The 21,191-nt window shown below is 48.2% G+C and carries 18 protein-coding genes; 10 read left to right on the plus strand and 8 right to left on the minus strand.

The window, feature by feature from the left end; all coding sequences use genetic code 11:
- Positions 1 to 4 precede the first annotated feature (4 nt).
- From PV02_RS06645 to PV02_RS06655, 3 genes are all read right to left on the minus strand, one after another.
- Complete coding sequence (locus PV02_RS06645; RefSeq protein ID WP_256622597.1) at positions 5 to 727, minus strand: hypothetical protein; 723 nt, start codon at positions 725 to 727, stop codon at positions 5 to 7.
- The gene (locus PV02_RS06650) at positions 724 to 1,926 is read right to left on the minus strand and encodes a glycosyltransferase (RefSeq protein WP_256622598.1); all 1,203 of its coding nucleotides are present in this window, start codon (positions 1,924 to 1,926) and stop codon (positions 724 to 726) included. The genes PV02_RS06645 and PV02_RS06650 overlap by 4 nt, the downstream gene beginning before the upstream one ends.
- A gap of 124 nt (positions 1,927 to 2,050) precedes the next feature.
- On the minus strand, positions 2,051 to 3,424 hold the full coding sequence (locus tag PV02_RS06655; protein ID WP_256622599.1) for a mannose-1-phosphate guanylyltransferase/mannose-6-phosphate isomerase: 1,374 nt from the start codon (positions 3,422 to 3,424) through the stop codon (positions 2,051 to 2,053).
- A 224-nt stretch (positions 3,425 to 3,648) separates the two neighbouring features.
- Between PV02_RS06655 and PV02_RS06660 the strand changes: the two genes are divergently transcribed.
- The 8 genes from PV02_RS06660 (at position 3,649) to PV02_RS06695 (ending at position 15,998) form a co-directional block, all read left to right on the plus strand.
- Positions 3,649 to 4,491 (plus strand): sulfide/dihydroorotate dehydrogenase-like FAD/NAD-binding protein, encoded by an 843-nt coding sequence (locus PV02_RS06660; protein ID WP_256622600.1) that lies wholly within the window; start codon positions 3,649 to 3,651, stop codon positions 4,489 to 4,491.
- Complete coding sequence (gene gltA, locus PV02_RS06665) at positions 4,491 to 5,864, plus strand: NADPH-dependent glutamate synthase (RefSeq protein ID WP_256622601.1); 1,374 nt, start codon at positions 4,491 to 4,493, stop codon at positions 5,862 to 5,864. The genes PV02_RS06660 and gltA overlap by 1 nt, the downstream gene beginning before the upstream one ends.
- A gap of 99 nt (positions 5,865 to 5,963) precedes the next feature.
- Positions 5,964 to 7,979 carry a phosphoadenosine phosphosulfate reductase domain-containing protein gene (locus tag PV02_RS06670; RefSeq protein ID WP_256622602.1) on the plus strand — a complete coding sequence of 672 codons (2,016 nt, stop codon included), beginning with the start codon at positions 5,964 to 5,966 and terminating at the stop codon, positions 7,977 to 7,979.
- A gap of 65 nt (positions 7,980 to 8,044) precedes the next feature.
- Entirely contained in the window at positions 8,045 to 9,142 is a 1,098-nt protein-coding gene (locus tag PV02_RS06675; RefSeq protein ID WP_256622603.1) for an AI-2E family transporter, read from the plus strand.
- A 113-nt stretch (positions 9,143 to 9,255) separates the two neighbouring features.
- Positions 9,256 to 11,160, plus strand: a complete 1,905-nt coding sequence (locus PV02_RS06680) for a threonine--tRNA ligase (protein ID WP_256622604.1) — start codon at positions 9,256 to 9,258, stop codon at positions 11,158 to 11,160.
- Between the two features lie 22 nt (positions 11,161 to 11,182).
- Positions 11,183 to 11,485 carry an acylphosphatase gene (locus PV02_RS06685; RefSeq protein WP_256622605.1) on the plus strand — a complete coding sequence of 101 codons (303 nt, stop codon included), beginning with the start codon at positions 11,183 to 11,185 and terminating at the stop codon, positions 11,483 to 11,485.
- A gap of 45 nt (positions 11,486 to 11,530) precedes the next feature.
- Complete coding sequence (gene thiI / locus PV02_RS06690; protein WP_256622606.1) at positions 11,531 to 12,703, plus strand: tRNA uracil 4-sulfurtransferase ThiI; 1,173 nt, start codon at positions 11,531 to 11,533, stop codon at positions 12,701 to 12,703.
- Between the two features lie 496 nt (positions 12,704 to 13,199).
- Positions 13,200 to 15,998: a FlaD/FlaE family flagellar protein gene (locus PV02_RS06695; RefSeq protein WP_256622607.1), complete on the plus strand. Its 2,799-nt coding sequence runs from the start codon at positions 13,200 to 13,202 to the stop codon at positions 15,996 to 15,998.
- Positions 15,999 to 16,156: 158 nt separating this feature from the next.
- Here PV02_RS06695 and PV02_RS06700 read toward each other — a convergent pair whose 3' ends face one another.
- The 5 genes from PV02_RS06700 to PV02_RS06720 form a co-directional block, all read right to left on the minus strand.
- Complete coding sequence (locus PV02_RS06700) at positions 16,157 to 16,735, minus strand: DUF2189 domain-containing protein (protein WP_256622608.1); 579 nt, start codon at positions 16,733 to 16,735, stop codon at positions 16,157 to 16,159.
- Between the two features lie 407 nt (positions 16,736 to 17,142).
- Entirely contained in the window at positions 17,143 to 17,709 is a 567-nt protein-coding gene (locus tag PV02_RS06705) for an ATPase (protein ID WP_256622609.1), read from the minus strand.
- Positions 17,706 to 17,999 (minus strand): hypothetical protein, encoded by a 294-nt coding sequence (locus PV02_RS06710; protein WP_256622610.1) that lies wholly within the window; start codon positions 17,997 to 17,999, stop codon positions 17,706 to 17,708. The genes PV02_RS06705 and PV02_RS06710 overlap by 4 nt, the downstream gene beginning before the upstream one ends.
- Before the next feature lie 188 nt (positions 18,000 to 18,187).
- A complete protein-coding gene (locus PV02_RS06715) occupies positions 18,188 to 18,679 on the minus strand; it encodes a type IV pilin domain-containing protein (protein ID WP_256622611.1) in 492 nt (163 codons plus the stop codon).
- A 25-nt stretch (positions 18,680 to 18,704) separates the two neighbouring features.
- Entirely contained in the window at positions 18,705 to 18,911 is a 207-nt protein-coding gene (locus tag PV02_RS06720; RefSeq protein WP_256622612.1) for a DUF5371 family protein, read from the minus strand.
- Positions 18,912 to 19,501: 590 nt separating this feature from the next.
- Here PV02_RS06720 and PV02_RS06725 point away from each other — a divergent pair.
- Both PV02_RS06725 and PV02_RS06730 read left to right on the plus strand, forming a co-directional pair.
- A complete protein-coding gene (locus PV02_RS06725) occupies positions 19,502 to 19,780 on the plus strand; it encodes an ACT domain-containing protein (protein ID WP_256622613.1) in 279 nt (92 codons plus the stop codon).
- Positions 19,781 to 19,794: 14 nt separating this feature from the next.
- A complete protein-coding gene (locus PV02_RS06730; RefSeq protein WP_256622614.1) occupies positions 19,795 to 21,156 on the plus strand; it encodes a PFL family protein in 1,362 nt (453 codons plus the stop codon).
- Positions 21,157 to 21,191 lie beyond the last annotated feature (35 nt).

Below are 21,191 nucleotides of genomic sequence, written 5' to 3' on the forward strand. Positions count from 1 at the left end.
AAATTTAATCATTTTTACCCTCTTTATTTGTTTTCTTATAAATATAGAAATCTGCGAAAGATGTTTCTTTTTCGTTTGTAGAATCAAAAGGATATTTGTTTACAAGATGACTAATAAGAATCCAATCAGGCTTATTAACTTCAATCCATTTGGTAAAACAGCGGTGTTTTACATGTTCAGTATCATTATATATTCCCTCACAGTTCGAAGAATATATTATCACATAGTTTATAGCGGATTTAAATAAATTACTTAAGTATGATTCGTAAATTTCATCTTCTATTAAATGATAAATTACATCTAACGAAAGGGCAAGATGTGCACTAAAGATTTGTGCATTGTCAATAAAATAAAAAGGATCATAATAAAAGAAACTTTTGGTTAAATCATTTTGAAACTTCTTTTGGCAAATACCAATTGCTTTTTTTGAAACATCTAACCCAATATAAAGCTTATAGTTTGCTAGAGATAACTGATTTCCATCTCCACAACCATATTCAATAACAGATATGACATTATTTTTCTCGCAGAAGTCGTTTAGAACCTCAGCTTTAAATAAAGCAAGCTTGTTGTAAGAACCTGAACCTGAATTTCCACCCTGAGTGTATCGTTCTTCCCAGTATTTTATTGAGCCTGGAAATCGATTAGTAATTTTATAATATATAAAATCATTTATATTTTTAACAAAAGGTACTTTTTGAATATTATTTATAATAGTTAGTTTCATAAAAACTCCTTTTTATCTGAATAAATATTAATCCATTCTCTGGTCTGATTTTCTACTTGGCACTTTATGTTGAATTCATGAATTATTTTTCTCCTTCCACCTTTACCTAATTTTTCCCTCAGTTGGGTATTGTCCAATAGCTCAATTACTGCCCGAGCAATTTCTTTTTCACTATTTGGATTCACTAATATACCTGATACTTTGTGATCAATAAGCTCTGGTATACTATGCACATTTGTAGAGACAACTGGCAACTCCATAGACATTGCTTCCTGCAATGTAAGGGGGCACACATCACGATCGCCAGTCTCTGTAATTATGCAGGGCAATACTGCAATAATGCTGTTTTCCAGTTCGTTATAATATTCGTCATCTGGAAGAGAGCCCCGAAATACTACATTATTGGTGAGATTATTTTCCCTTACTAGGTCCATTAACTCACTCTTCAGAGGTCCTTCTCCAATTACTTTTAGTAATGCTTCAGGATGCTTAGAGAGGATATCTTTCATGGCTAAAATCATGTATTTCATGCCTTTCTTTTCAACAAGCCTGCCAGCCATTATAATTTGTTTGCTTGTATTATTAGTATCAGCTTTACGAGTAAATTTATCTGGATCTATTGTAGCATGAATGACCTTGATTTTGCTTTCGCGACAGCCTGTGATCTCTGATAAGTATCTTTTATTGTAATTCGAAGGCGTGAAAACTTTATTTGCATCAAAGATTGCTCTTTTTATATCTTTCAATCGAGGATTACTATAAATCTCAAAAGCGTGAGATGTCATTGTATATTTTCTATTTGTGCAGAAAGCCAGTTTTCGTGCAAGATCACCTCTGAAGTGAGTGTGTATTATATCTACGTCTATATCTTCACTTAAAACAGAGAAATATGCAATCTTCAAGTTAACGTTGGCTATATTACGATGCACATTAAAGTCCAATAGATCCCTTACAACTCCTTTAGCAAAATATTTAAACAATCTCCTCTTTGTTACATTTTGCAAGTTGTTTTTTTTGTAGTAATGTACTTTATTATTTAAGTTTAAAGCACTAAACTCGTGATGCACAAGTTCTTCAGTAGGTAAAGAAACAGAAAATATGTGAAGATTATGACCATTTCTTATCAGTTGTACTATTTCGTTAAGTACAAAGGTTTCTGAAAGTTTTGGGAAGACATCTAGGATATATATTATTTTCATATGAGCTTAATTTTCCTTTTTCTATTTTTATTCGATAAGAGATGGAGTAGAAAGGTAATATCCAATAGTAACTGAGGACTAATAAAAATCTATGATGTCGTATGGATAAGGTCTTAACATCTCTTCAGGCTCTCCCATACTCATCGTCAAATCTCACAATGTCGTCCTCTTCCACATACTCGCCCAGCTGCACCTCAATGATCTCCAGCGGCAGTTTCCCCGGGTTTGACAGCCTGTGCTTTGCGCCTGCCTTGATGAAAGTGCTCTCTCCCTGTCTGAGGAAGAAGCTCTGGCCGTCATTCTCCACCTGCGCCATTCCCTTGACGACCACCCAGTGCTCGCTCCTGTGATGATGCAACTGCAGGCTCAGCTTTTTTCCTGGAAGGACTGCTATGTTCTTTATCTTATGTCCGCCTGAATTCTCCAGCAGCGTATAGGATCCCCAGGGGCGATAGACAGTCTCGTGGATATTTATGCGCTCGTCGTTTCTCTTTTTAAGGAGGTTGACAACTTCCTTTACCTTCTCACTGCTCTTCCGGGGGCAGATCATCAGGGCATCAGTGGTATCAACTACTATCATGTCATTTATATCGATCAGCGAGACCAACTTCTTGGCATTGGAGTGGATAAAATTATTGTTTGAGTCAACGAGAACATTCTGGCATGAAAGCGTGCAGTTATTGGCCTTGTCCTTTTCAGATTCAGCATAGAATGCATCAAAGTTCCCAAGGTCGCTCCATTTGCATCCGAGCTTCACAACGCCAACCCTGGAGGATTTCTCCATGATGCCATAATCAATGGAGATGTTTGGCACTTTGGAATAGGTTTCCTGAATTGTGCCGGCATTCTCAAAAGCATTCCACACGTCAGGAGCCAGGGTTTGCACTTCTTCTGAAAAGATGTCCGTGCCCATCAGGAACATCCCGCTGTTCCAGAGACATCCTTCTGCAATGTATTTTTTTGCGTCTTCCATACAGGGCTTCTCTCTGAACTCCCGGACCCTGTTACCAACTTCAAGCTCCTCTCCCGGCTTGATATATCCGTATCCGGTATGCGGGGATGAAGGAACTATCCCGAACGTCACAAGATATTCGGATGCTATTTTTTCTGCACCGGATATAGTTTCCATTGCAACAGGGTCAAGCACGTGGTCAGAAGAGAATACGCCGACGACCGATTTTCCAAAAGCCTTGTCGATCTCCCTTATCCCGTAACATATGGCAGGAAGTGTGTTCCTGCCTTCAGGTTCAAGCAGGAGGTTCTCGGGAGGCATGTCATATCCAAGCTCCTCAACCTGGCTGATAACAAAATACTTGTGCACTTCATTCGTGACTACATAGATCTCCGAAATGTCTGAAACCTGCAGGCATCTTGACACAGTGTCCTGAAAAAGGGATCTGTTCCTGATCTTCAGGAATTGTTTAGGGTAAAGTTCCCGGCTCAATGGCCACAGACGTGTTCCCGAGCCGCCTGCAAGAATTATGGATTTTATGCACATTCCTCCGCTTTAACTAAGTGGAAATTGTTTGCTTTGTATAAATAAACATACGAATATATAAGGCGTGTTATGTGAATACGCTCTATCGGCTCAATGCGAAGGACCCTTTCCAAGTCCGGGAGTACAGTCCGCTTCCTACTACCTCTACTTAAATCTTAAGTACTAGGACTGTAATCATATGCACATTTCCATCAATCCTTACCAACATATAATAGTGTGATCACATGTCATATACAATTCTTGAAAAGAAGCAGATAGCACCCCAGGTGCATCTGATGAAGGTGCTTGCCCCGGATGTTGCCAAAGCTGCAAAGGCAGGTCAGTTCATTATCCTGCGTATTGATGAAACCAGTGAGCGCATCCCTCTTACGATCGCAGATTTCGATGCTGATGAAGGTTATGTCACCATTATCTTCCAGGAGATGGGTAAGACCACAAAACAGCTTGCACAGATGACAGACAGGGATGTACTCCTGGATTTTGTCGGCCCTCTCGGAAAACCTGCTGACGTGAGGAAGCTGGGCACGGTCATCCTTGTAGGCGGAGGTGTCGGGATTGCCCCTGTATATCCGCAGGTGAAGGCATATCGTGATGCAGGGAACAAGGTCATATCCGTCATAGGGGCGAGGAACAAGGATCTTCTCATACTCGAAGACGAGATGCAGGCCGCAAGCGATGAACTGTACATAGCCACTGACGACGGTTCCAAGGGACACCACGGCTTCGTGACCGATGTCGCAAAGAAGATCCTTGACAGTGGCGAGAAGATCGCGCGGATAGTCGTCATCGGCCCTCCTATTCTCATGAAGGTGGCAGCAGGCATGACAGCTCCCTACGGCGTGGAGACAATAGTGAGCCTCAATCCTATAATGATCGACGGCACAGGCATGTGCGGCGGTTGCCGTGTCTCCGTGGGTGGCGAGACGAAGTTCGCCTGTGTGGACGGACCTGAATTTGATGCGCATAAGGTCGATTTCAACCTGCTGATGAGTCGTCTTGGATTATACAGGCCGGAGGAGGCGCAATGCCAGGAGAACCACCAGTGCACATGCAGGAGTGGTAACTGATGGCAGCAAGACAGGCAATGCCTCACCAGGACGCAAAGGAGAGGACCCGAAACTTTGATGAGGTCGCACTGGGTTACACCGAAGAGCAGGCAATTGCGGAGGCCTCCCGCTGCCTTGAGTGCAGGAACCCTAAATGTGTCCAGGGCTGCCCGGTAGAGATTGATATCCCTGGCTTTATCGCGCAGATGAAGGCAGGCGATTTCGATGAGGCCATAGCGACCATCAAGCTGACAAACTCCCTGCCGGCAGTATGCGGCCGCGTATGTCCTCAGGAAGTCCAGTGTGAGGAACTGTGTGTCCTTGCAAAGAAAGGAGAGCCTGTTGCTATCGGCAGGCTTGAGCGCTTCTGTGCGGACCATGAGAGGAAGAAGGGTGTAGCAGCTCCTGTACGCGCGCAGTCCACTGGCAAGCGAGTGGCGGTCGTGGGTGCAGGTCCTGCAAGCCTGACTGCTGCAGCTGATCTCGCAAAAGAAGGACATGCAGTGACAATGTTCGAAGCACTCCACGATACAGGAGGAGTGCTGACCTACGGGATACCTGAGTTCAGGCTTCCAAAATCAATCGTGAGGGATGAGGTCGAGTACATAAAGCAGCTTGGGGTCGATGTCAAGGTGGATTATATCATCGGCAAGATAAAGACCCTGGAAGAGCTGAAGAATGACTTCGATGCGGTCTTCCTGGGTACGGGTGCGGGCCTTCCGAAGTTCATGGGTATCGAGGGCGAGAACCTTAACGGTGTGTACTCTGCCAACGAGTTCCTTACAAGGGTGAACCTGATGAAAGCTTACCGTTTCCCTGACTACAGCACTCCCATCAAGAGAGGCAAGCATGTCATTGTGGTGGGAGGCGGCAACGTTGCAATGGATGCCGCCCGCAGTGCCCTGCGTCTTGGTGCCGAAGAGGTCAGCATTGTCTATCGCCGTGGTGAGGACGAGCTCCCTGCCAGGAAGGAAGAGGTGGAGAACGCAAAGGAGGAAGGCATTATCTTCAGGCTGCTTACCAATCCCGTCCGCATCCTTCAGGGTGATAACATGACCGTTAAAGGCGTTGAGTGCATCAGGATGGAACTCGGGGAGCCGGATGAGTCCGGACGCAGGAGCCCTGTCCCGAAAGCCGGTTCAGAGCATGTGATAGATGCCGATATAGTGATAATTGCCATTGGCACCTCGCCAAACCCGATGATACTCTCAGGCTCTGATGGATTGAAGGTGAGTCCACGGGGCACTATCGTTGTTGACGAGTCTGCGAAAACCTCAATTGGGAACGTATGTGCAGGCGGCGATGCAGTGACGGGTGCAGCGACTGTCATCAGTGCCATGGGCGCCGGCAAGCTTGCAGCCCAGACTATCAATGATTATCTCAGGAACAACTGAAAGGACAGGTAAGCCCTCCTTGGCCGGATGTCCGGAGAGGCTTACCGATATCTTTTTATGGTGGTAGACTTAATGCCGTCAACTAACTAGAACACTATAATGGATAAAGATCGATTCTCAAGAAAGCCTTCGAGGCGAAAGGACAGTCCCTCTTCTAAGAATGAAAATACAGGGGCCAGGGAGAAAAGCGGTCCCAGGCACGCGAGTTACGAGAAGGATTATATTTTCTGGTGCAATACCTGCAATGTACCGCTCATCGGGCAAAGATGCTGCACATGCGGCGGACAAGGACAGAAGCTGGTCCTGTCCCAGCCTGCCGATGTAAGGTTCTGTTCCCCATACGAGAGGTCCGTGCTCCGCGAACAGCTCGTATCCTCTTTTGGGTGTGATCCCATCGGGGAGCGTATCGTGCTGCTCAACAAGATACCGGGTGATGACAAGACTGACGAGGTGATCGTTGACGGCCTCTACTTTGGCGTGTTGGGCTTTGACCTGCAATCAATGAGTTACAGATTTGAGCCCATGGTCCAGGGTGCTAAGATCCTGATGGGAAATCCCGTCCCTGGGAAGCTTGTGGTCTTAAAGAAGAGCAGCAGGCACCTGAACGGCAAGAAGGTGGAAGCTGATTTGGTCCAGAGCATGTCCCTCGATATCAGGAAGGGTGACAGCGTGCTTGTTGTGTCAGGCGCCCTGGCAGGGTTTGGAGTTTCCTACTGTGATGCAGATGAACTTCAGGATTGCAGGGGTCCTGCCGTCAGGGTACGTAAGATCGACTCCCAGTCTGCCTCCCTCAATCCTAAGGTCTCATCCATGGGTGACGTCATTGCGGCAAATATCGATCACCTGCGCAGCCTTGGTAAGAATGCGATCAATACCATCAAGGGCATAGCGAACCAGAAGGATTTCAGGGACCTGCCTGTGCATGTGTCCTTCAGTGGAGGGAAGGACAGCCTGGCAGTGCTGGACCTTACCCGCAGCGCACTGAGGAACAGGGATGTGAAGGCGTTCTTCCTCAACACAGGCATCGAATTCCCGGAAACCGTGGATTTCGTGCATGAGCACTGTGCTGAGAACAATATCGAGCTCATTGAGAAGAAAGCAGGGGACAGTTTCTGGGACAACGTGGTTACGTTTGGCCCCCCTGCCAAGGATTTCAGGTGGTGCTGCAAGACCTGCAAGCTTGCACCTGCAAATGCGGCTATTGAACAGTGCCTGGAAAATGCGCCCACGTGCCTGACCATTGACGGGAAGAGGAAGCATGAATCCTTCTCCCGGGCAAGGATCGCTGTCAGCGAGAAGAACCCCTTTGTTCCTGGTCAGCTGAACATATTCCCTATAAGGGACTGGAGAGCCATAGAGGTCTGGTTGTATATCTACTGGAGGGGCCTTAAGTATAATCCTCTTTACGACCAGGGATTTGAAAGGGTTGGATGTTATCTTTGCCCTGCGGCCCTTTCTGCTGAATTCCAGAGGCTGCGGGATCTGCATCCGGAACTGTATAGTCGCTGGAACAGTTTCCTGAAAGACTGGGCAGAAGAATCAGGGTTCACCCCGGAGTTCATCGAGCACGGCCTCTGGCGATGGAAGGAGCTCCCGCCAAAAATGGTAAAGCTATGTGAAGATGCGGGCATATCTATTTCAGGCAGGGAAACGACATCACAGTTCGCAATTGAGATGACTTCGGGAATATCCCCATGCAGGGCAGGCGGCTATTCGATCGAGGGAGCGGTACAGGGTCTTTCAATGAGGAAGGCCGGCAATATCCTCAATATTATCGGAAGCACTTCGTTCTCAGAAGAACTCGGGTTGCTGCTTGTAAAGAGTGGTGGGTCCACCGTGAAGCTGTTCTCCTCCGGGAGCCTGGTGGTTAACGCGGATAACAGGGAAGAGGCTGACAGGCTATTTGCTGCAGTTTCAGAACAGCTTCTGAGGAACCACAGATGCACAGGCTGTGGCATTTGCCTCAAAGCGTGCCCTGCGGGATCAATAAGCCTTGATGGGCAGGGTGGGGTGCTGATCAGTGAAAGCTGCATCCGATGCGGCAGGTGTAGTGGCTCCTGTTTTATTGTGAAGTATTCGGACAGGATGAATATAATTGGGTCTTCTCTGCGGTGAGTTATTAATACTCTTAGTATTATATTACCTTCTGGATATATGGCTTTAAGTTTTGGCGGATTATAATGGTTCCAACAATAAAGGACGGAGTTTCCCGCATAATTGATTCCAAGTGGAAGATTGCGGCAGTAATAGCAATTATCTTACTTCTTATTATCCAGGTGTTCATTTTCCTGCCTCTTGCAGACGGTATTATCCTGGGGCTTGTGTTCGCATACATATCGAGGCCTATTTTCTATAAGATGGACCGCTTTCCCCGACTGGGTGCTTTCGTGGCAACAATGTCCATTGTAGTGCCGGTGGTATTTATCATAGGATGGGGCCTGCTGGAAATAGTGCGCAAGATCGCATGGGTGTTTGATAACCAGACATACATGCTCAATCTCGTGTTCGATTACTCCAGGAGGGTCAATGTACCTGCAGAGTACAGTAACGATGTTAACCAGCTTTTATGGAACATTTCCACTTCCTTCGTCCCCCTGATCAGTGGGGCGGGCATATTCTCTTATGCCTTTGACATTATGATGTTCGGTCTTAATCTTGTGGTCGCCGTATTTGTATGTTATTACCTTCTGGCTGACGGTCACAGGCTGTACCGGGCTATCGTGGCATTGTTCCCGGATAACTGTAAAAGCTCGGTGGTCAGGTACTTCGAGCATCTTGACGTTATCCTGCAGGGAGTCTTCGTAGGCAACGCATCAGCTGCGCTCATAGTAAGCATATTGTCCCTTATCGTGTTCTATGCGTTCGGCTTTTCGAACATACTGGCACTAGCGGCACTTATCTTCCTTGCCTCCGTTATTCCCATGTTTGCAGGCTACATGGTGCTCCTGGCACTTTCGGCCTACAGGTATTTGGAATATGGCCCGGAAAGTGCTATCATATTCTTCTTAGTGTCGTCAATAGTCATCTATGTGCCACCGGAACTTTTCCTGCGCCCTTACCTTTCAAGCATAAAGTCCCATGTGCACCCTCTGCTGATACTTCTTGCGTTCCTCGGAGGGGCATTTGTGGGTGGTATCTCGGGTTTCTTTGCAGCTCCTATATTGCTTGGTGCGATCATAGCAGCTTACAGGGTGTACATGGATGATGTGTCTGCAGCCTGCCTTTTATCTGAGAAGAAGCATGTTTCCATCGAAGCTGAGCTTCCTGATCAGAGCTGATCCATCCCCCGGGTATGCCCTGTTTCATTTTCCGTTTTTTCCCCGAAAGAGAACTGAAAAAGGTTAATAAGGATTGCTATAATTAAGTTAGCATTTATCTTAAGGTGAACCCCATGCAACTTTTATTGATCCATTCTGATTACATTGAATACGAAGTTAAGAAAAGCACTCCTGTGGCCGAGAAGATCGAGGAGTCATTCAGGACCGGAAGGCTCGAGGAGGCGCTGACAGCCTTCATGGCAGTGGAAAAAGCAGATGAGGCCGATGTAGAAGGCATTATCAGCAAGGCGGCAGCCGAGATAAGGAATGTGGCAGGACAGGTAAAGGCTGCCAACATAATGCTGTACCCCTACGCGCACCTTAGTTCCGATCTCTCCTCCCCCAAGGCCGCTGTTGCTGTTCTCAAGGGCGTGGAAGCGGCACTGTCCGGGGAGTACAACGTCAAGAGGGCTCCTTTTGGATGGTACAAGGCTTTCAGGATCAGTTGTAAGGGTCACCCGCTTTCCGAGCTTTCGCGCTCTATAGTCCCCGAGGGCAAGCCCGCAGTCTGCGGGGAGGCCGTAGCCGTGGAAAAGGAAGAGGTCGTATCCGAGGCCCTGAAGGCGGAGAGCACTGCAAGGTCCTACTGGCACATACTGACGCCTGACGGAGAGCTGCACAACACCGAGGGATTTGATTTCACAGGGCACGAGAACCTGCAGAAGTTCGTCAATTATGAGATATCAAAACAGAGAGCTGTCGAGAGGGCTCCGCCACATGTTGAGCTCATGCGCAGGCTGGAGATCGCTGATTACGAACCCGGGTCCGACTCAGGCAACATGCGTTACTACCCCAAGGGGCGCCTGATGAAATCCCTGCTTGAGAACTTCGTGCTTGAGGAGTCCTACAAGGTGGGCGCCATGGAAGTCGAGACTCCCCTGATGTATGATATGGAGCACCCGACCCTGAAGAAGTATCTTGACAGGTTCCCTGCAAGGCAGTATTCTATCGAATCCGACAAGAGGCACATGTTCCTCAGGTTCGCGGCATGTTTCGGGCAGTTCCTCATGAACCACGACATGACCATCTCATACAAGAACCTGCCAATGAGGATGATCGAGATGACCAGGTACAGCTTCCGTAAGGAACAGCGCGGGGAACTGGTAGGCCTGCGGAGGCTGCGTGCCTTCACAATGCCTGACATGCACAGCCTGTGTACAGACATGCAGCAGGCTGTGGAGCAGTTTGATGCACAGTATAACATGTGCATATCCGTGCTTGATAAGGTCGGCATCAAGGTAAGTGACTTCGAGGTGGCTGTAAGGTTCACCAGGGACTTCTACAATGAGAACAAGGATTTCATCACAAACCTGGCCCGTACCGTCAACAAGCCCGTGCTTGTGGAGATGTGGGATACGAGGTTCTTCTATTTCGTGCTCAAGTTCGAGTTCAACTTCGTCGATGCCCTTGCAAAGGCAAGTGCTCTCTCCACTGTCCAGATCGATGTGGAGAACGCCGACAGGTATGATATCAATTATGTGGATACCGACGGCGTGGCAAAGAAGCCCGTTATCCTCCACTGCTCCCCGAGTGGGGCCATCGAGCGCTGTATCTACGGTCTCCTGGAGAAGGAGGCCATGAGAGCTGAGAAGGGTGGAGTGCCTATGCTTCCAGTATGGCTTTCCCCTACCCAGGTAAGGGTCATACCCATATCCGAGAAACACATGGGATTTGCAAAACAGGTTGCAGACCAGCTGCAGTGCCGCGTGGACATTGACGACAGGGAGGATACCGTGGGCAAGAAGGTCCGTGAGGCAGCCCGTGAATGGATACCTTATATTGTGGTCGTGGGTGACAAGGAGGCCGAGACCGGTAACATCAATGTGACTATCAGGGCTGAATCCGAGCCTGAGAAGCCGAAGAAGGTGGAAATGACCGCCGGGCAGCTTAATGCCAGGGTGCTTTCCGAGATAGAGGGCCTGCCTTACAAGGGCCTGCCTCTTGCAAAGATGCTGTCCGTAAGGCCAAAGTTCTTATAATCCGCATACGAAATATAACCTTATGCTGGATGAAAATACGGATGCAGGGGCTCCTGCCTCTGCAAACATCATTGTTTCCGGGAAGGTGCAGGGAGTCTATTACCGGAAGTTCACGCAGGAGAACGCCATCAGGCTCGGACTGGCGGGTTTTGCCCGCAACATGCCCGATGGCCGGGTGGAGGTGGTGGCCGAGGGTCCGCGTGGGAGTATTGAAACACTCATAGAGATGCTTCACAGAGGCCCCGCTTTTTCCCGGGTGAAGGATGTGGATGTCCGCTGGTCATCTCCTTCAGGTGAATTCTCTGCCTTCGGGATAAAGAGATAGTGTCAGAAATTCCAGAACATATTCACAAACAAATTGGATTATCACATGATGAACGATATAGTCATTGTCAGGTATGGCGAACTTGCCCTCAAGAGCAGCAGCGTCAGGAACTGGTACGAGAAGACCTTGGTGAACAACATCGAGTCAATGCTGAAGCAATATGGTGTTCCCTATTCGGATATAAGCCGTGAGTGGGGCAGGATATTCATCCACAGTGCTGACCCCGACGCCCCAAAAGCAGCAGCGGATGTATTTGGTGTGGTTTCCACTTCCCCGGCAAGGACAACGGAAGCCAGCATCGAGGCTGCAGCCAGGCTTTGTGCAGAGGTGGCCGATGGTTTTGTCCGCGAAGATGAATCCTTTGCGATAAGGGCAAAGCGGACCGGCAATCATGACTTCTCTTCCAGGGAACTCGGGATGAAGTGCGGGGATGCGGTGTGGGCCATGCTTGAGTCGAAGGGAATGCAGCCCTCCGTAGACCTGACCGATCCCGACAGGGAGATATTCGTTGAGATGAGGCAGAAGTACGCCTATGTATTCACCGGGCAGGTGCAGGGCGTGGGAGGGCTGCCCCTCGGGACACAGGGTAAGATGGTCTCTCTCATATCGGGTGGCATAGACTCTCCTGTAGCTACCTGGATGATGATGAAAAGAGGCGTGGAGATTATCCCTATCTACTGCAATAATGAGCCTTTCAGTGATGAGCGTGGAAGGCAGAGGACTATGGAGTGCATCGACCAGCTCCAGAAATGGTGCCCCGGCCACCCTTTCAAGGTATATGAGGTGCCAAACGGGCAGAACCTGAGGGCTTTCATTGATAACTGCGACCGTGCAAAGACCTGTGTGCTGTGTAAGCGTACCATGTACAGGATAGCGCTGGAGATCATGAACATAGAGAATGCTTCAGGTATTATCACAGGCTCTTCCCTCGGACAGGTGGCCTCCCAGACGGCTGCCAATATGTATGCTGAGGTCTATGGGTTATGTGCTCCCCTCTACCATCCGCTGATCGGTCTCGATAAGGACGAGATCGTCACTATCGCAAAGAGGATAGGTACTTTCGATATTTCCATAAAGCCGGCTGCAAGTTGTGCGGCTGTTCCCCAGCACCCTGAGGTCAAAGCAAAGTCTGCATCCCTTCCGCCAGAGGAAAGTAAGGTGGAGATCGAGGACATGGTACGTTATTCCATAGCAAATGCCAAGGTCACTAAGGTGTGACTTCTCTCAGTTGACCTTGTTTGAAATGGCTTTTCTTTTTTTGTTGAACAGATATATCCTTCCATTGCAAGCCTCTATTTAGCATATAGTCCTCCGGGAAAATCGTTAATAATATATTATTGTGCATTATCAATTATTCCTATGCGCTTCAAAAGGCCTCATCATCATCTGCTCATCATGTTTTCTATTTACGGAGTGCCAGGTAATATTTATATATGTTAATTCCCAATGCACACTTAGGCGCACAAACTCACAGCATGAATTTTAGCACAAATTTCATCCTTTATCTCTCGTCCATTCCCTCAATTATTCCCGTGCGCCTACACTCTTATTTGCCATATTTTCCTCTACTGCACTTCTCTCTGATGTCTTCTCTGTTCACGGCCGGAGTTTTCGCTTTGTCATGCCATGCCGGCAAGAGCAAGTCTTATATAAAAAAGGGCCATATAATATTTAACTAAATATAAAAATCCTCTTTCTTATATAGCTGGTTCATATGACTGAATTTCCCTGGGACACTAAAAAAGGCTCTGACGGCAAATCTCAAAATGCTGCATCTTCTGCACCTGAACTGCCTGCTTTCCTGACAGGCAATGCAGGAGCTGCTCCGTCTATCCCGGATATTTTAGCCAATGCGTTTTCCGGAGCACCGATGGAAGAGGTAAAGGTAGACGTGCCATCGTTCGGGAATAAGCCCGAGGGACAGCCAGCTCCGTTCTCACCACCCAGTTTCCGCAATGGTGGTGACCTTTCTGCCCTGTTGAACAAGTCCCAGGCTTCAGACAGGCAGGAGCCATCTGGAGGGCCCGGGCAGTCAACCGGACCTCAGTTCCAGCTTGCTGTGGAACAGCCTTTTCAACTGGCGCAGTTAATGGATATTCCACCAAAGAAGGCTGGCATGCCACCTTTGAGGCCTGCTCCGGGTACGGGCCAGCTACCTTTGAGTGATGTCAAACACCCGACTGCGGACAAGGCAGACCCCAGGACTCCGCAGAAGGTCGCCAGACGGTCACCTCCTCCTCTTTTCAAGCTCAAGATGCCGGGGGACGAATCCCCGGAAACGGAATTGCTGGGAACTCTCGGTCCTGGTCTGTCGGAAGCACCTGCTTTCAATCCGATCTCCGGGACTTCTGCATCCCCTGAAAAAATGTTTAAACCCTCCATGCCTTTTGAAGGTGCAGCATCAGTAGGCCCTATGTCCCCTTTCAGCAGCTCGCTGCCGGAATATGTGTCTCCCTCTCCTGACCCGTTCAAGGATGCAGCTCCGAAAAATACTGATCCTTTCAGCTCTTCATCCCCAGCTGATCGACTTCCTTTCATGCAGAGGGAGCAGCAGGGTCCTTTCGCAGGATCTCCGGGCTCCCTGGCTGGTCCTTCAACTGTTCAGATGCCCTTCCAGGGCAGTGCTTTTCCGGACCAGGGGAAGCCTCAGAACAATCCTTTTGCAAGCCCGTTCTCACCGCCCGTCCAGCTTTCTCCGGATAGCGTTCAGCTCCCGATGAACCCTTTCACGGGACACGCGCCGCCATCTTCCACTCATTTCCCGGGCCCTTCGCCACAATATCCCAATCCGTCTGAGGCGTCATCCGCTTCCAGGGTCCACTTCCAGGCTAGCACTCATGCCTCCTTTGATCCCTTTGCAGGAACCACGCATGTTCCGGGGGGTGCATTTCCCGGGAATGCGACAGCGTCCCGGAATCCGGCATCTTTACAGGGTTCAAGCTCCCTGCTCTCAAAGGCAGAATTCCTGAAGAAGAATCTCGAAGGAGCCGGAACTACCCTGAGATCTCTGTTCAGGGGGCTGGTCGCAGGAAAGAGCCTTCTTGAGAGAATGGAGGAAATAAAAGAAGACTCACCTTTACCCGTTGTCCCTGATCCACGTTCTTCATTTGCACCTGGAACTGCAGCTGCCGATCATTTCTCCCGAGCCCCGGCTGCAGGCACCGTGCAGCCTTTTGCCAAAGGTCCCTCAGTTCACGATAATCCTTTTGAGCGGGGAAAGTCTGAAATGCCACAGGCAGCCCGGGAGCTTTCCGTGGACCCTTTTGCAGAGGGCATCAGGAAGGTCACGCCCATCGAAGATCCCCTTATGGAGCTGAAGGAGGAGCACAGGATCGATCTGTTCCCGGATGAGGAGGGCCATGAGGCCAGTGTCCCCGATCCTGACGACGGGATCATGAAGACGATTCCCGTGGGGAAGGATAATGCGGAAAGATCCCTGAAAAATACATCCGGTGCCAGGAAAGACTCTGATCCCTCTTCCCGGGATAGTGTACTGGCCAGCGGTGGCGCTGAAAAGATAGAAGGGCTCACATCGGAGCTGAAGGATGTCAAGGCCGATATGAAAGGCATGTTGTCCCGCTTTGCTGATGTTAACAGCAACGTGCTTTGTCTTTCATCGGGCATGGACAACCTCGGCTCTGCCGTAGCCGGGATAAAGGAGGAGGGGGAGCAGCGCCTGGCCGACACGACAATGCGGCTGAACTCCCTTGATGGCAAGATGGTCTCTCTTGAAGACGGCCTTGGGATGTTGCGTGCAGAGAACTCGGATATCAGGGCTGACCTGGCCCGGATAGAGGAAAGCATTTCGGAGCTTGTCAATTCCTATACTGCCCTGCTGGTGCAGATGCATGAATCCGCACAGGAGTCTGACGCAAGGTTCTCGCAGCTTGGGGATGCCATCATGAAGTTCTCCCCTATGGAGGACCGTCTCCGGACCCTTGAGAGGTCCCAGGGTGAGTCGCAGTCCATGTCCATGGAGCTTGCAAAATCCATATCCTCGCTGATGGACGGCCTTGGTGCAACGTCTGCAGACCTGCGGGAATTCAAAGAGGCTGCTGACCTCGATCACAGGAAGCTTAAGGAAAACCTCGGGCTTATGACCGAGTATGTGGATTCCGAGCTTCGCAAGATCGGGGCGCGAAGCTATAAGGGGTACGGGCAGAACGTCCACCTCTCCGGCATAACCAAGAATTCCACTAACATGAAGCTCTGCATGGAGTGGCTTGAGTTCCTCATGGGACTTGTCGGCAGAAACAACCTCCCGGACATTCTTTCCTACTACGAGGAACTTGGCTGGATAACGGAGCAGGTCCGGTCCGAACTCATACACTATGCCGAAGGCATCGACTTCTATATGGAAAAACCCGACTGGAAACTAACTCCTGACGATCATGTCAAGTCCATATGGTTCATCGAAAGCCTTGCCGGTTTGAAGGTTGACAAGAACAGGCTCTCGGTCATTGACAGGGACATCGAGAAGGTCAAGAAGGGCACCGAGATCTACGGGATATGAGGCTTTTTGAAACCTCGTTTCCTATTCTGTTCTTTTTCTGTTTCCTATCCTGTTCCCATCTGACTGATTTCTGATGGATTCCTCTCTCTGTAGTTGGAATCTGTCTAAAAAAGAGCATTTGCAGATCTTCCGACCTGCAAGTCACACCTGTTCTGTTCTTATGCCACTACCGTTGCAGAGGAGGCCCCGCTCTGGGCGGTCTCGCCTGCCACTTCCATGGTTGCCTTTGCAAGGAATATCTGGGTGAGCGGCGCTGTGATGAGCAGTCCTATGATAAGTGCTATTGCTCCTATCACGTTCAGGACGGCCATGATGATGTACAGTACGAGGGCTTCCACAGGATTTGCCTTGACAAGCTCAAAGGTCTCCTTCACGGCATCGACACCGCTGTATCCCTTGATGACGAGCAGAGGCATACCGAAGATGAAAACGATGCCCACTATCGTACCCAGGATGGAGGCTATCTGGCTGGCTATACCAACGACCACGATGTATATCAGCATGTATATCCAGCTTCTGACGAAATTGCCGTTCCTGAATCCCTCAAAAACGTCATTGATCTCTACTGGCTGGGATCTTGCACCCTTGACTGCGATATGGACAAGTCCGTAGTACAGCGGGGCGATGGTGACTATAAGTATCATACCAACGAACGCTATCAGCGTTGCAACTGCATAAGTAACTATATTGTCTTTCTGGAAATTCCAGGCGCTTTTCAATAAACCTTCATAATTCACAAAACCACATCCTTTAGATTGGTTATTTAAATGGTGTAGTGTATAGTATATATACTTTTTTAATATTTGCTCTTTGTCCTAAAAATCATGTACTACCCTGCCAAGTCGAAAACAAGAATGAGATATTAAGTAGCTTTAAACAAAATTACGATACGAATGCGGATTCCGTTTAGATATTATTGGATAAAATAAGTTTACATGCAAGTCATTATCAGCACGAGACGTATAATTTCACCTAATTCAACTGCTTCTGCGCATTCATTCGATTTTTGAAAAAAGGTATGTATTGATCCACTGAGGTAGTGGTTCATGACATTTGATTTTAATTTGTCCATTGATGTCTTTTTCGACAATTAAAGTTGAATCTTCGTTAGAATTGTCAAATACATATGCTCTTCTGCATAGCTTTAAGGCATCATATAAAAATTGTTTGCTCTTATATACCGTTCTACTATTTTATCTTCAGGAACATCATGTTGCCCTTTTTCAACACGTTCTTTCACTCGTCCCTGATTAATGGCACTATCTGAGGTACTTATAAAGTAAAGATATAGCTCCCAACCCTTTTGTTTAGCCCGTTCCATGAATTGTATTTTAGATATGTGTGAAAATACTGTTTCAAATGAAAACAGGCTTATATCTGATTCAATTAGTTGATCTCGGATAAAATCTGCTACCAATGAACCAAAATAAGGATTGTTTAGATTGATAAGGCAATTGTTTTTAAAATTGATATTGTTAATATCAATCTTGCTTATTGGGAAAAGGGTTGACTTAAAGAGGTGTTCTTTAAAATCGAGAATATCCGTCTGTATTCCGAAATTTCCAAAATCAATAACATCTGTGACATTAATCCTGTCAGGATCAATATGGAATTGAGTATTTATTAACCTCGGATCATCTTCAATAAATTGCTTAACCAGGGTAGATTTGCCTGATCCATTCGGACCTGCGAATATCCTGATTCGCCTCATATCCTATACACACGTTTTTGCGGGATGAAGTATGCATTTTCGAGGGTCTTTACTACTTCTACATTCCCATCAGGAAATTTCCTTACAATGGCATTACCCTGCTGGATCGTAATGGCCCGGCCATTTCTGAGAGCATCGCGTGCTGCTCGGGATGTTGCTTTCCGAGCCATCTTTGCAATGGATTCTGATGATTCATCGGATCGTAAATTCACAATGCTTATACATGTCGTTTCATTGATATGTTCAGTAAACTTGGGATGAACATTTTGAGAACTAGTTCTTTTCGGCATGTAACTTCCTCATTGCTTTGCTATTGGGCCTGTATATCATTGGGTGCATAAATACGTTCGTTTTTATTGCATAACCAATTTTGATGATTATATATGATGTAAAAAACAATCTAATATAAATGTTCTATTTCAACGATTCGTAAAAAAGAGAAAAGATGACGCAAATGGTGCGTCATAAGAATTTACGTTTAGAACCTTACGTTCATGTCAGCAATCATCTGCTGGCTGGTGACGTCAATTATCTTAACGCTGGCTGTTGCGCCTGTGCCACCAATGCTTGTAGATGCAGTGTCGTTCTTTATATCATCAATATAGAACACACCACCACTTGCCTTGGATATGTATAATATCTCACCGGCATCAAATGTGTTGTCCATAGTAGTGTTGTATGCTACAACTGTACCATTAACAGATATCCTGGTATTGGCACTTGCCAAAACTATCTGCTCTCCTCCTTGATGCTCAAGCTTGATACCATTGTAAATGACGCCTCCAGTACCTTCAATTGGTGTAGCGCTTGCTCTTAAGCTTGCCTGCGGTGCCTGCTCAGGTGGTCCCATGCCGAATACGAATGCTGCAATGACTGCAGCGAGGATGACGGTGATCGCGACCATCAGGATAACACCGATGACCGGGGATACTGCATCCTCTGTGTCAAGAAATTGATTTGCTTTGCTCATATATGTTCCTCTCTCGTTCAAAAGTCTACACTTTCTTTTGCTTCTTTTTTTGGACTACTTTTTCAAGTTTTTTAGTCCACATCTTATCGTCGAGATTGGTATACTCGCACTCGAGATAATGTTGCACTGCTATACTCAGCGCTTCCTTCGTAGAGGACTCGTTGCATTTCTTTTTGAGAGCTGCCAGTTCGTCCTCCGTGAGTACAGTTTGTGCATGTACAATTTTTACCATTGTATATCGCCTAGTGTTCGACTTGACTCATCTGACGTGCATCTCTGCCTGCCATCATCATTATTATTATAATAATGGATTACTATATATACTTTTTTGAACATAAAAATAAGCCGGATGTACATAAGTCTCCTGTTGCTTATTTTATATGTACGTGCAGATATATCTCAGGCCGGGAATCGCGTCAGAATACGTAAGCTGCTTCCTCAGGAAGGTCTTACATATATGAGCATCAAAATGAGTATCTTTAATAGTATATATACTGTGCTGACAACTCTTATCCTTCTGCGGGTACTGACTCGTTCCCCAACCTCCTTTTCTGATCCTATCCGTTGCTCAGGAAAGAACTTCACGGATATTGCACGGATCCACGCAGACCGACACCACTCCTTAAAGGGCTTAGTTTAGAAACCACTGCCATGTAATCCGTGTAAACCTGTATTGGTCTTATCTGAAATATCCGGCAGGACGTAACAACGGCAATGTGCTGGCGGTCCGTTATAGGCAAAGTCAAAATATCACTTCCTATATTATACATGCAAATATCATACGCGCATTCAAACACCCAATCATCCGCAAAGGTAAAAACCATGGTCTCAAGTCGTTTCATAATAACAGTAATAGGTATCGATAAGGTCGGTATAGTTGCAGGCATCACCAGGGTCATGGCGGACTTCAACGTCAATATCGTTGACATCAGCCAGACCATCATGCAGGATCTCTTCACGATGATAATGCTCGCAGAGATAAAAGAAGAGAACTTCGACCTCTCCTCCTTCCAGAAAGCCATGGCGGGCAAGGGTCACGAGTTTGGTGTCGAGGTCAAGGTGCAGCACGAGGACACCTTCCGCTTCATGCACAGGATATAAGCGGAGGCCTTCCAATGCTCATCCATCCCGAAGAGATCCTCGAGACCATTAAAATGGTCACCAACGAGAACCTGGATATCAGGACCGTCACCATGGGCATAAGCCTGCGCGACTGCAGCCATCCCGATATCGATACCCTTAACGAGAACATCTACAGGAAGATAACTACCTGCGCAAAGGACCTCGTGAAGACCACCGACGACGTGCAGAACCTGTATGGCATTCCCATCATCAACAAAAGGATATCCGTCACGCCAATAGCCATAGTTGCGGAAAGCTGCAATGAGCCGGATCTCACATCCGTTGCCATGACCCTTGACAGGGCCGCCCATGATGTGGGCATCGACTTCATCGGCGGCTTCAGTGCCCTTGTTCAAAAAGGCATGACCCCGGGAGACCTGCGGCTCATCAACTCCGTCCCGAAGGCCCTGGCGAGCACAAAGAAGGTCTGCTCGTCCATCAATGTCGCAACAACGAAGGCCGGGATAAACATGGACGCTGTGGCCCTCATGGGCAGGATCATCAAGGAGACCGCTCACCTGACACGCGACCAGGGGGGCATCGGATGCGCCAAGTTCGTGGTCTTTGCAAATGCCCCGGACGACAATCCCTTCATGGCAGGGGCCTTCCATGGCATAGGGGAGCCGGAGTGCACCATCAATGTAGGTGTCAGCGGCCCCGGCGTTGTCAACTCGGCGGTACGTGCCCTGGAGGACCCTTCCCTGGGTGACATTTCCGAATGCATCAAGAAGACCGCCTTCAAGATAACCCGCATGGGCGAGGTCATAGGCAAGGAGGTCGCCCGGCGCCTCGATGCAAAGTTCGGCGTGCTCGACCTCTCCCTGGCCCCCACTCCTGCCATCGGTGATAGTGTTGCCGCAATACTCGAAGCCATGGGCCTGGAAAGCTGCGGCACCCATGGCACCACAGCCGCGCTAGCCCTCCTAAACGATGCAGTCAAGAAAGGCGGAGCAATGGCTTCCTCTTCAGTGGGCGGCTTAAGCGGAGCTTTCATCCCGGTTAGTGAGGACGCAGGCATGATCGATGCAGTGGAGCGCGGTTCCCTGAGTCTGGACAAGCTTGAGGCGATGACCAGTGTATGCTCCGTCGGCCTGGACATGATAGCTATTCCCGGCACTACTCCGGCATCCACCATCTCCGCCATAATCGCAGACGAGATGGCCATAGGCATGATAAACAAGAAGACAACCGCTGTCAGGGTCATCCCGGTCCCCGGCAAGACCGTGGGTGATGTGGTGGAGTTCGGTGGCCTGCTGGGGAGGGCACCTGTCATGAATGTTAACAGCTTCAGCTCCGAGAGATTCATCTCAAGGGGCGGCAGGATACCGGCACCCATACAGGCGCTGACAAACTAAAACACCGATGGCGCATTGTGACTGGAACTGGATAT

The sequence above is a fragment of the Methanolobus chelungpuianus genome, assembly GCF_024500045.1.
GTDB classification, from domain to species: domain Archaea; phylum Halobacteriota; class Methanosarcinia; order Methanosarcinales; family Methanosarcinaceae; genus Methanolobus; species Methanolobus chelungpuianus.

Bases quoted from the DNA above. Each gene is read 5' to 3' on its own strand.
- PV02_RS06645 (WP_256622597.1), bottom strand. From the start codon at position 727: ATGAAACTAACTATTATAAATAATATTCAAAAAGTACCTTTTGTTAAA.
- PV02_RS06650 (WP_256622598.1), bottom strand. From the start codon at position 1,926: ATGAAAATAATATATATCCTAGATGTCTTCCCAAAACTTTCAGAAACC.
- PV02_RS06655 (WP_256622599.1), bottom strand. From the start codon at position 3,424: ATGTGCATAAAATCCATAATTCTTGCAGGCGGCTCGGGAACACGTCTG.
- PV02_RS06660 (WP_256622600.1), top strand. From the start codon at position 3,649: ATGTCATATACAATTCTTGAAAAGAAGCAGATAGCACCCCAGGTGCAT.
- gltA (WP_256622601.1), top strand. From the start codon at position 4,491: ATGGCAGCAAGACAGGCAATGCCTCACCAGGACGCAAAGGAGAGGACC.
- PV02_RS06670 (WP_256622602.1), top strand. From the start codon at position 5,964: ATGGATAAAGATCGATTCTCAAGAAAGCCTTCGAGGCGAAAGGACAGT.
- PV02_RS06675 (WP_256622603.1), top strand. From the start codon at position 8,045: ATGGTTCCAACAATAAAGGACGGAGTTTCCCGCATAATTGATTCCAAG.
- PV02_RS06680 (WP_256622604.1), top strand. From the start codon at position 9,256: ATGCAACTTTTATTGATCCATTCTGATTACATTGAATACGAAGTTAAG.
- PV02_RS06685 (WP_256622605.1), top strand. From the start codon at position 11,183: ATGCTGGATGAAAATACGGATGCAGGGGCTCCTGCCTCTGCAAACATC.
- thiI (WP_256622606.1), top strand. From the start codon at position 11,531: ATGATGAACGATATAGTCATTGTCAGGTATGGCGAACTTGCCCTCAAG.
- PV02_RS06695 (WP_256622607.1), top strand. From the start codon at position 13,200: ATGACTGAATTTCCCTGGGACACTAAAAAAGGCTCTGACGGCAAATCT.
- PV02_RS06705 (WP_256622609.1), bottom strand. From the start codon at position 17,709: ATGAGGCGAATCAGGATATTCGCAGGTCCGAATGGATCAGGCAAATCT.
- PV02_RS06710 (WP_256622610.1), bottom strand. From the start codon at position 17,999: ATGCCGAAAAGAACTAGTTCTCAAAATGTTCATCCCAAGTTTACTGAA.
- PV02_RS06715 (WP_256622611.1), bottom strand. From the start codon at position 18,679: ATGAGCAAAGCAAATCAATTTCTTGACACAGAGGATGCAGTATCCCCG.
- PV02_RS06720 (WP_256622612.1), bottom strand. From the start codon at position 18,911: ATGGTAAAAATTGTACATGCACAAACTGTACTCACGGAGGACGAACTG.
- PV02_RS06725 (WP_256622613.1), top strand. From the start codon at position 19,502: ATGGTCTCAAGTCGTTTCATAATAACAGTAATAGGTATCGATAAGGTC.
- PV02_RS06730 (WP_256622614.1), top strand. From the start codon at position 19,795: ATGCTCATCCATCCCGAAGAGATCCTCGAGACCATTAAAATGGTCACC.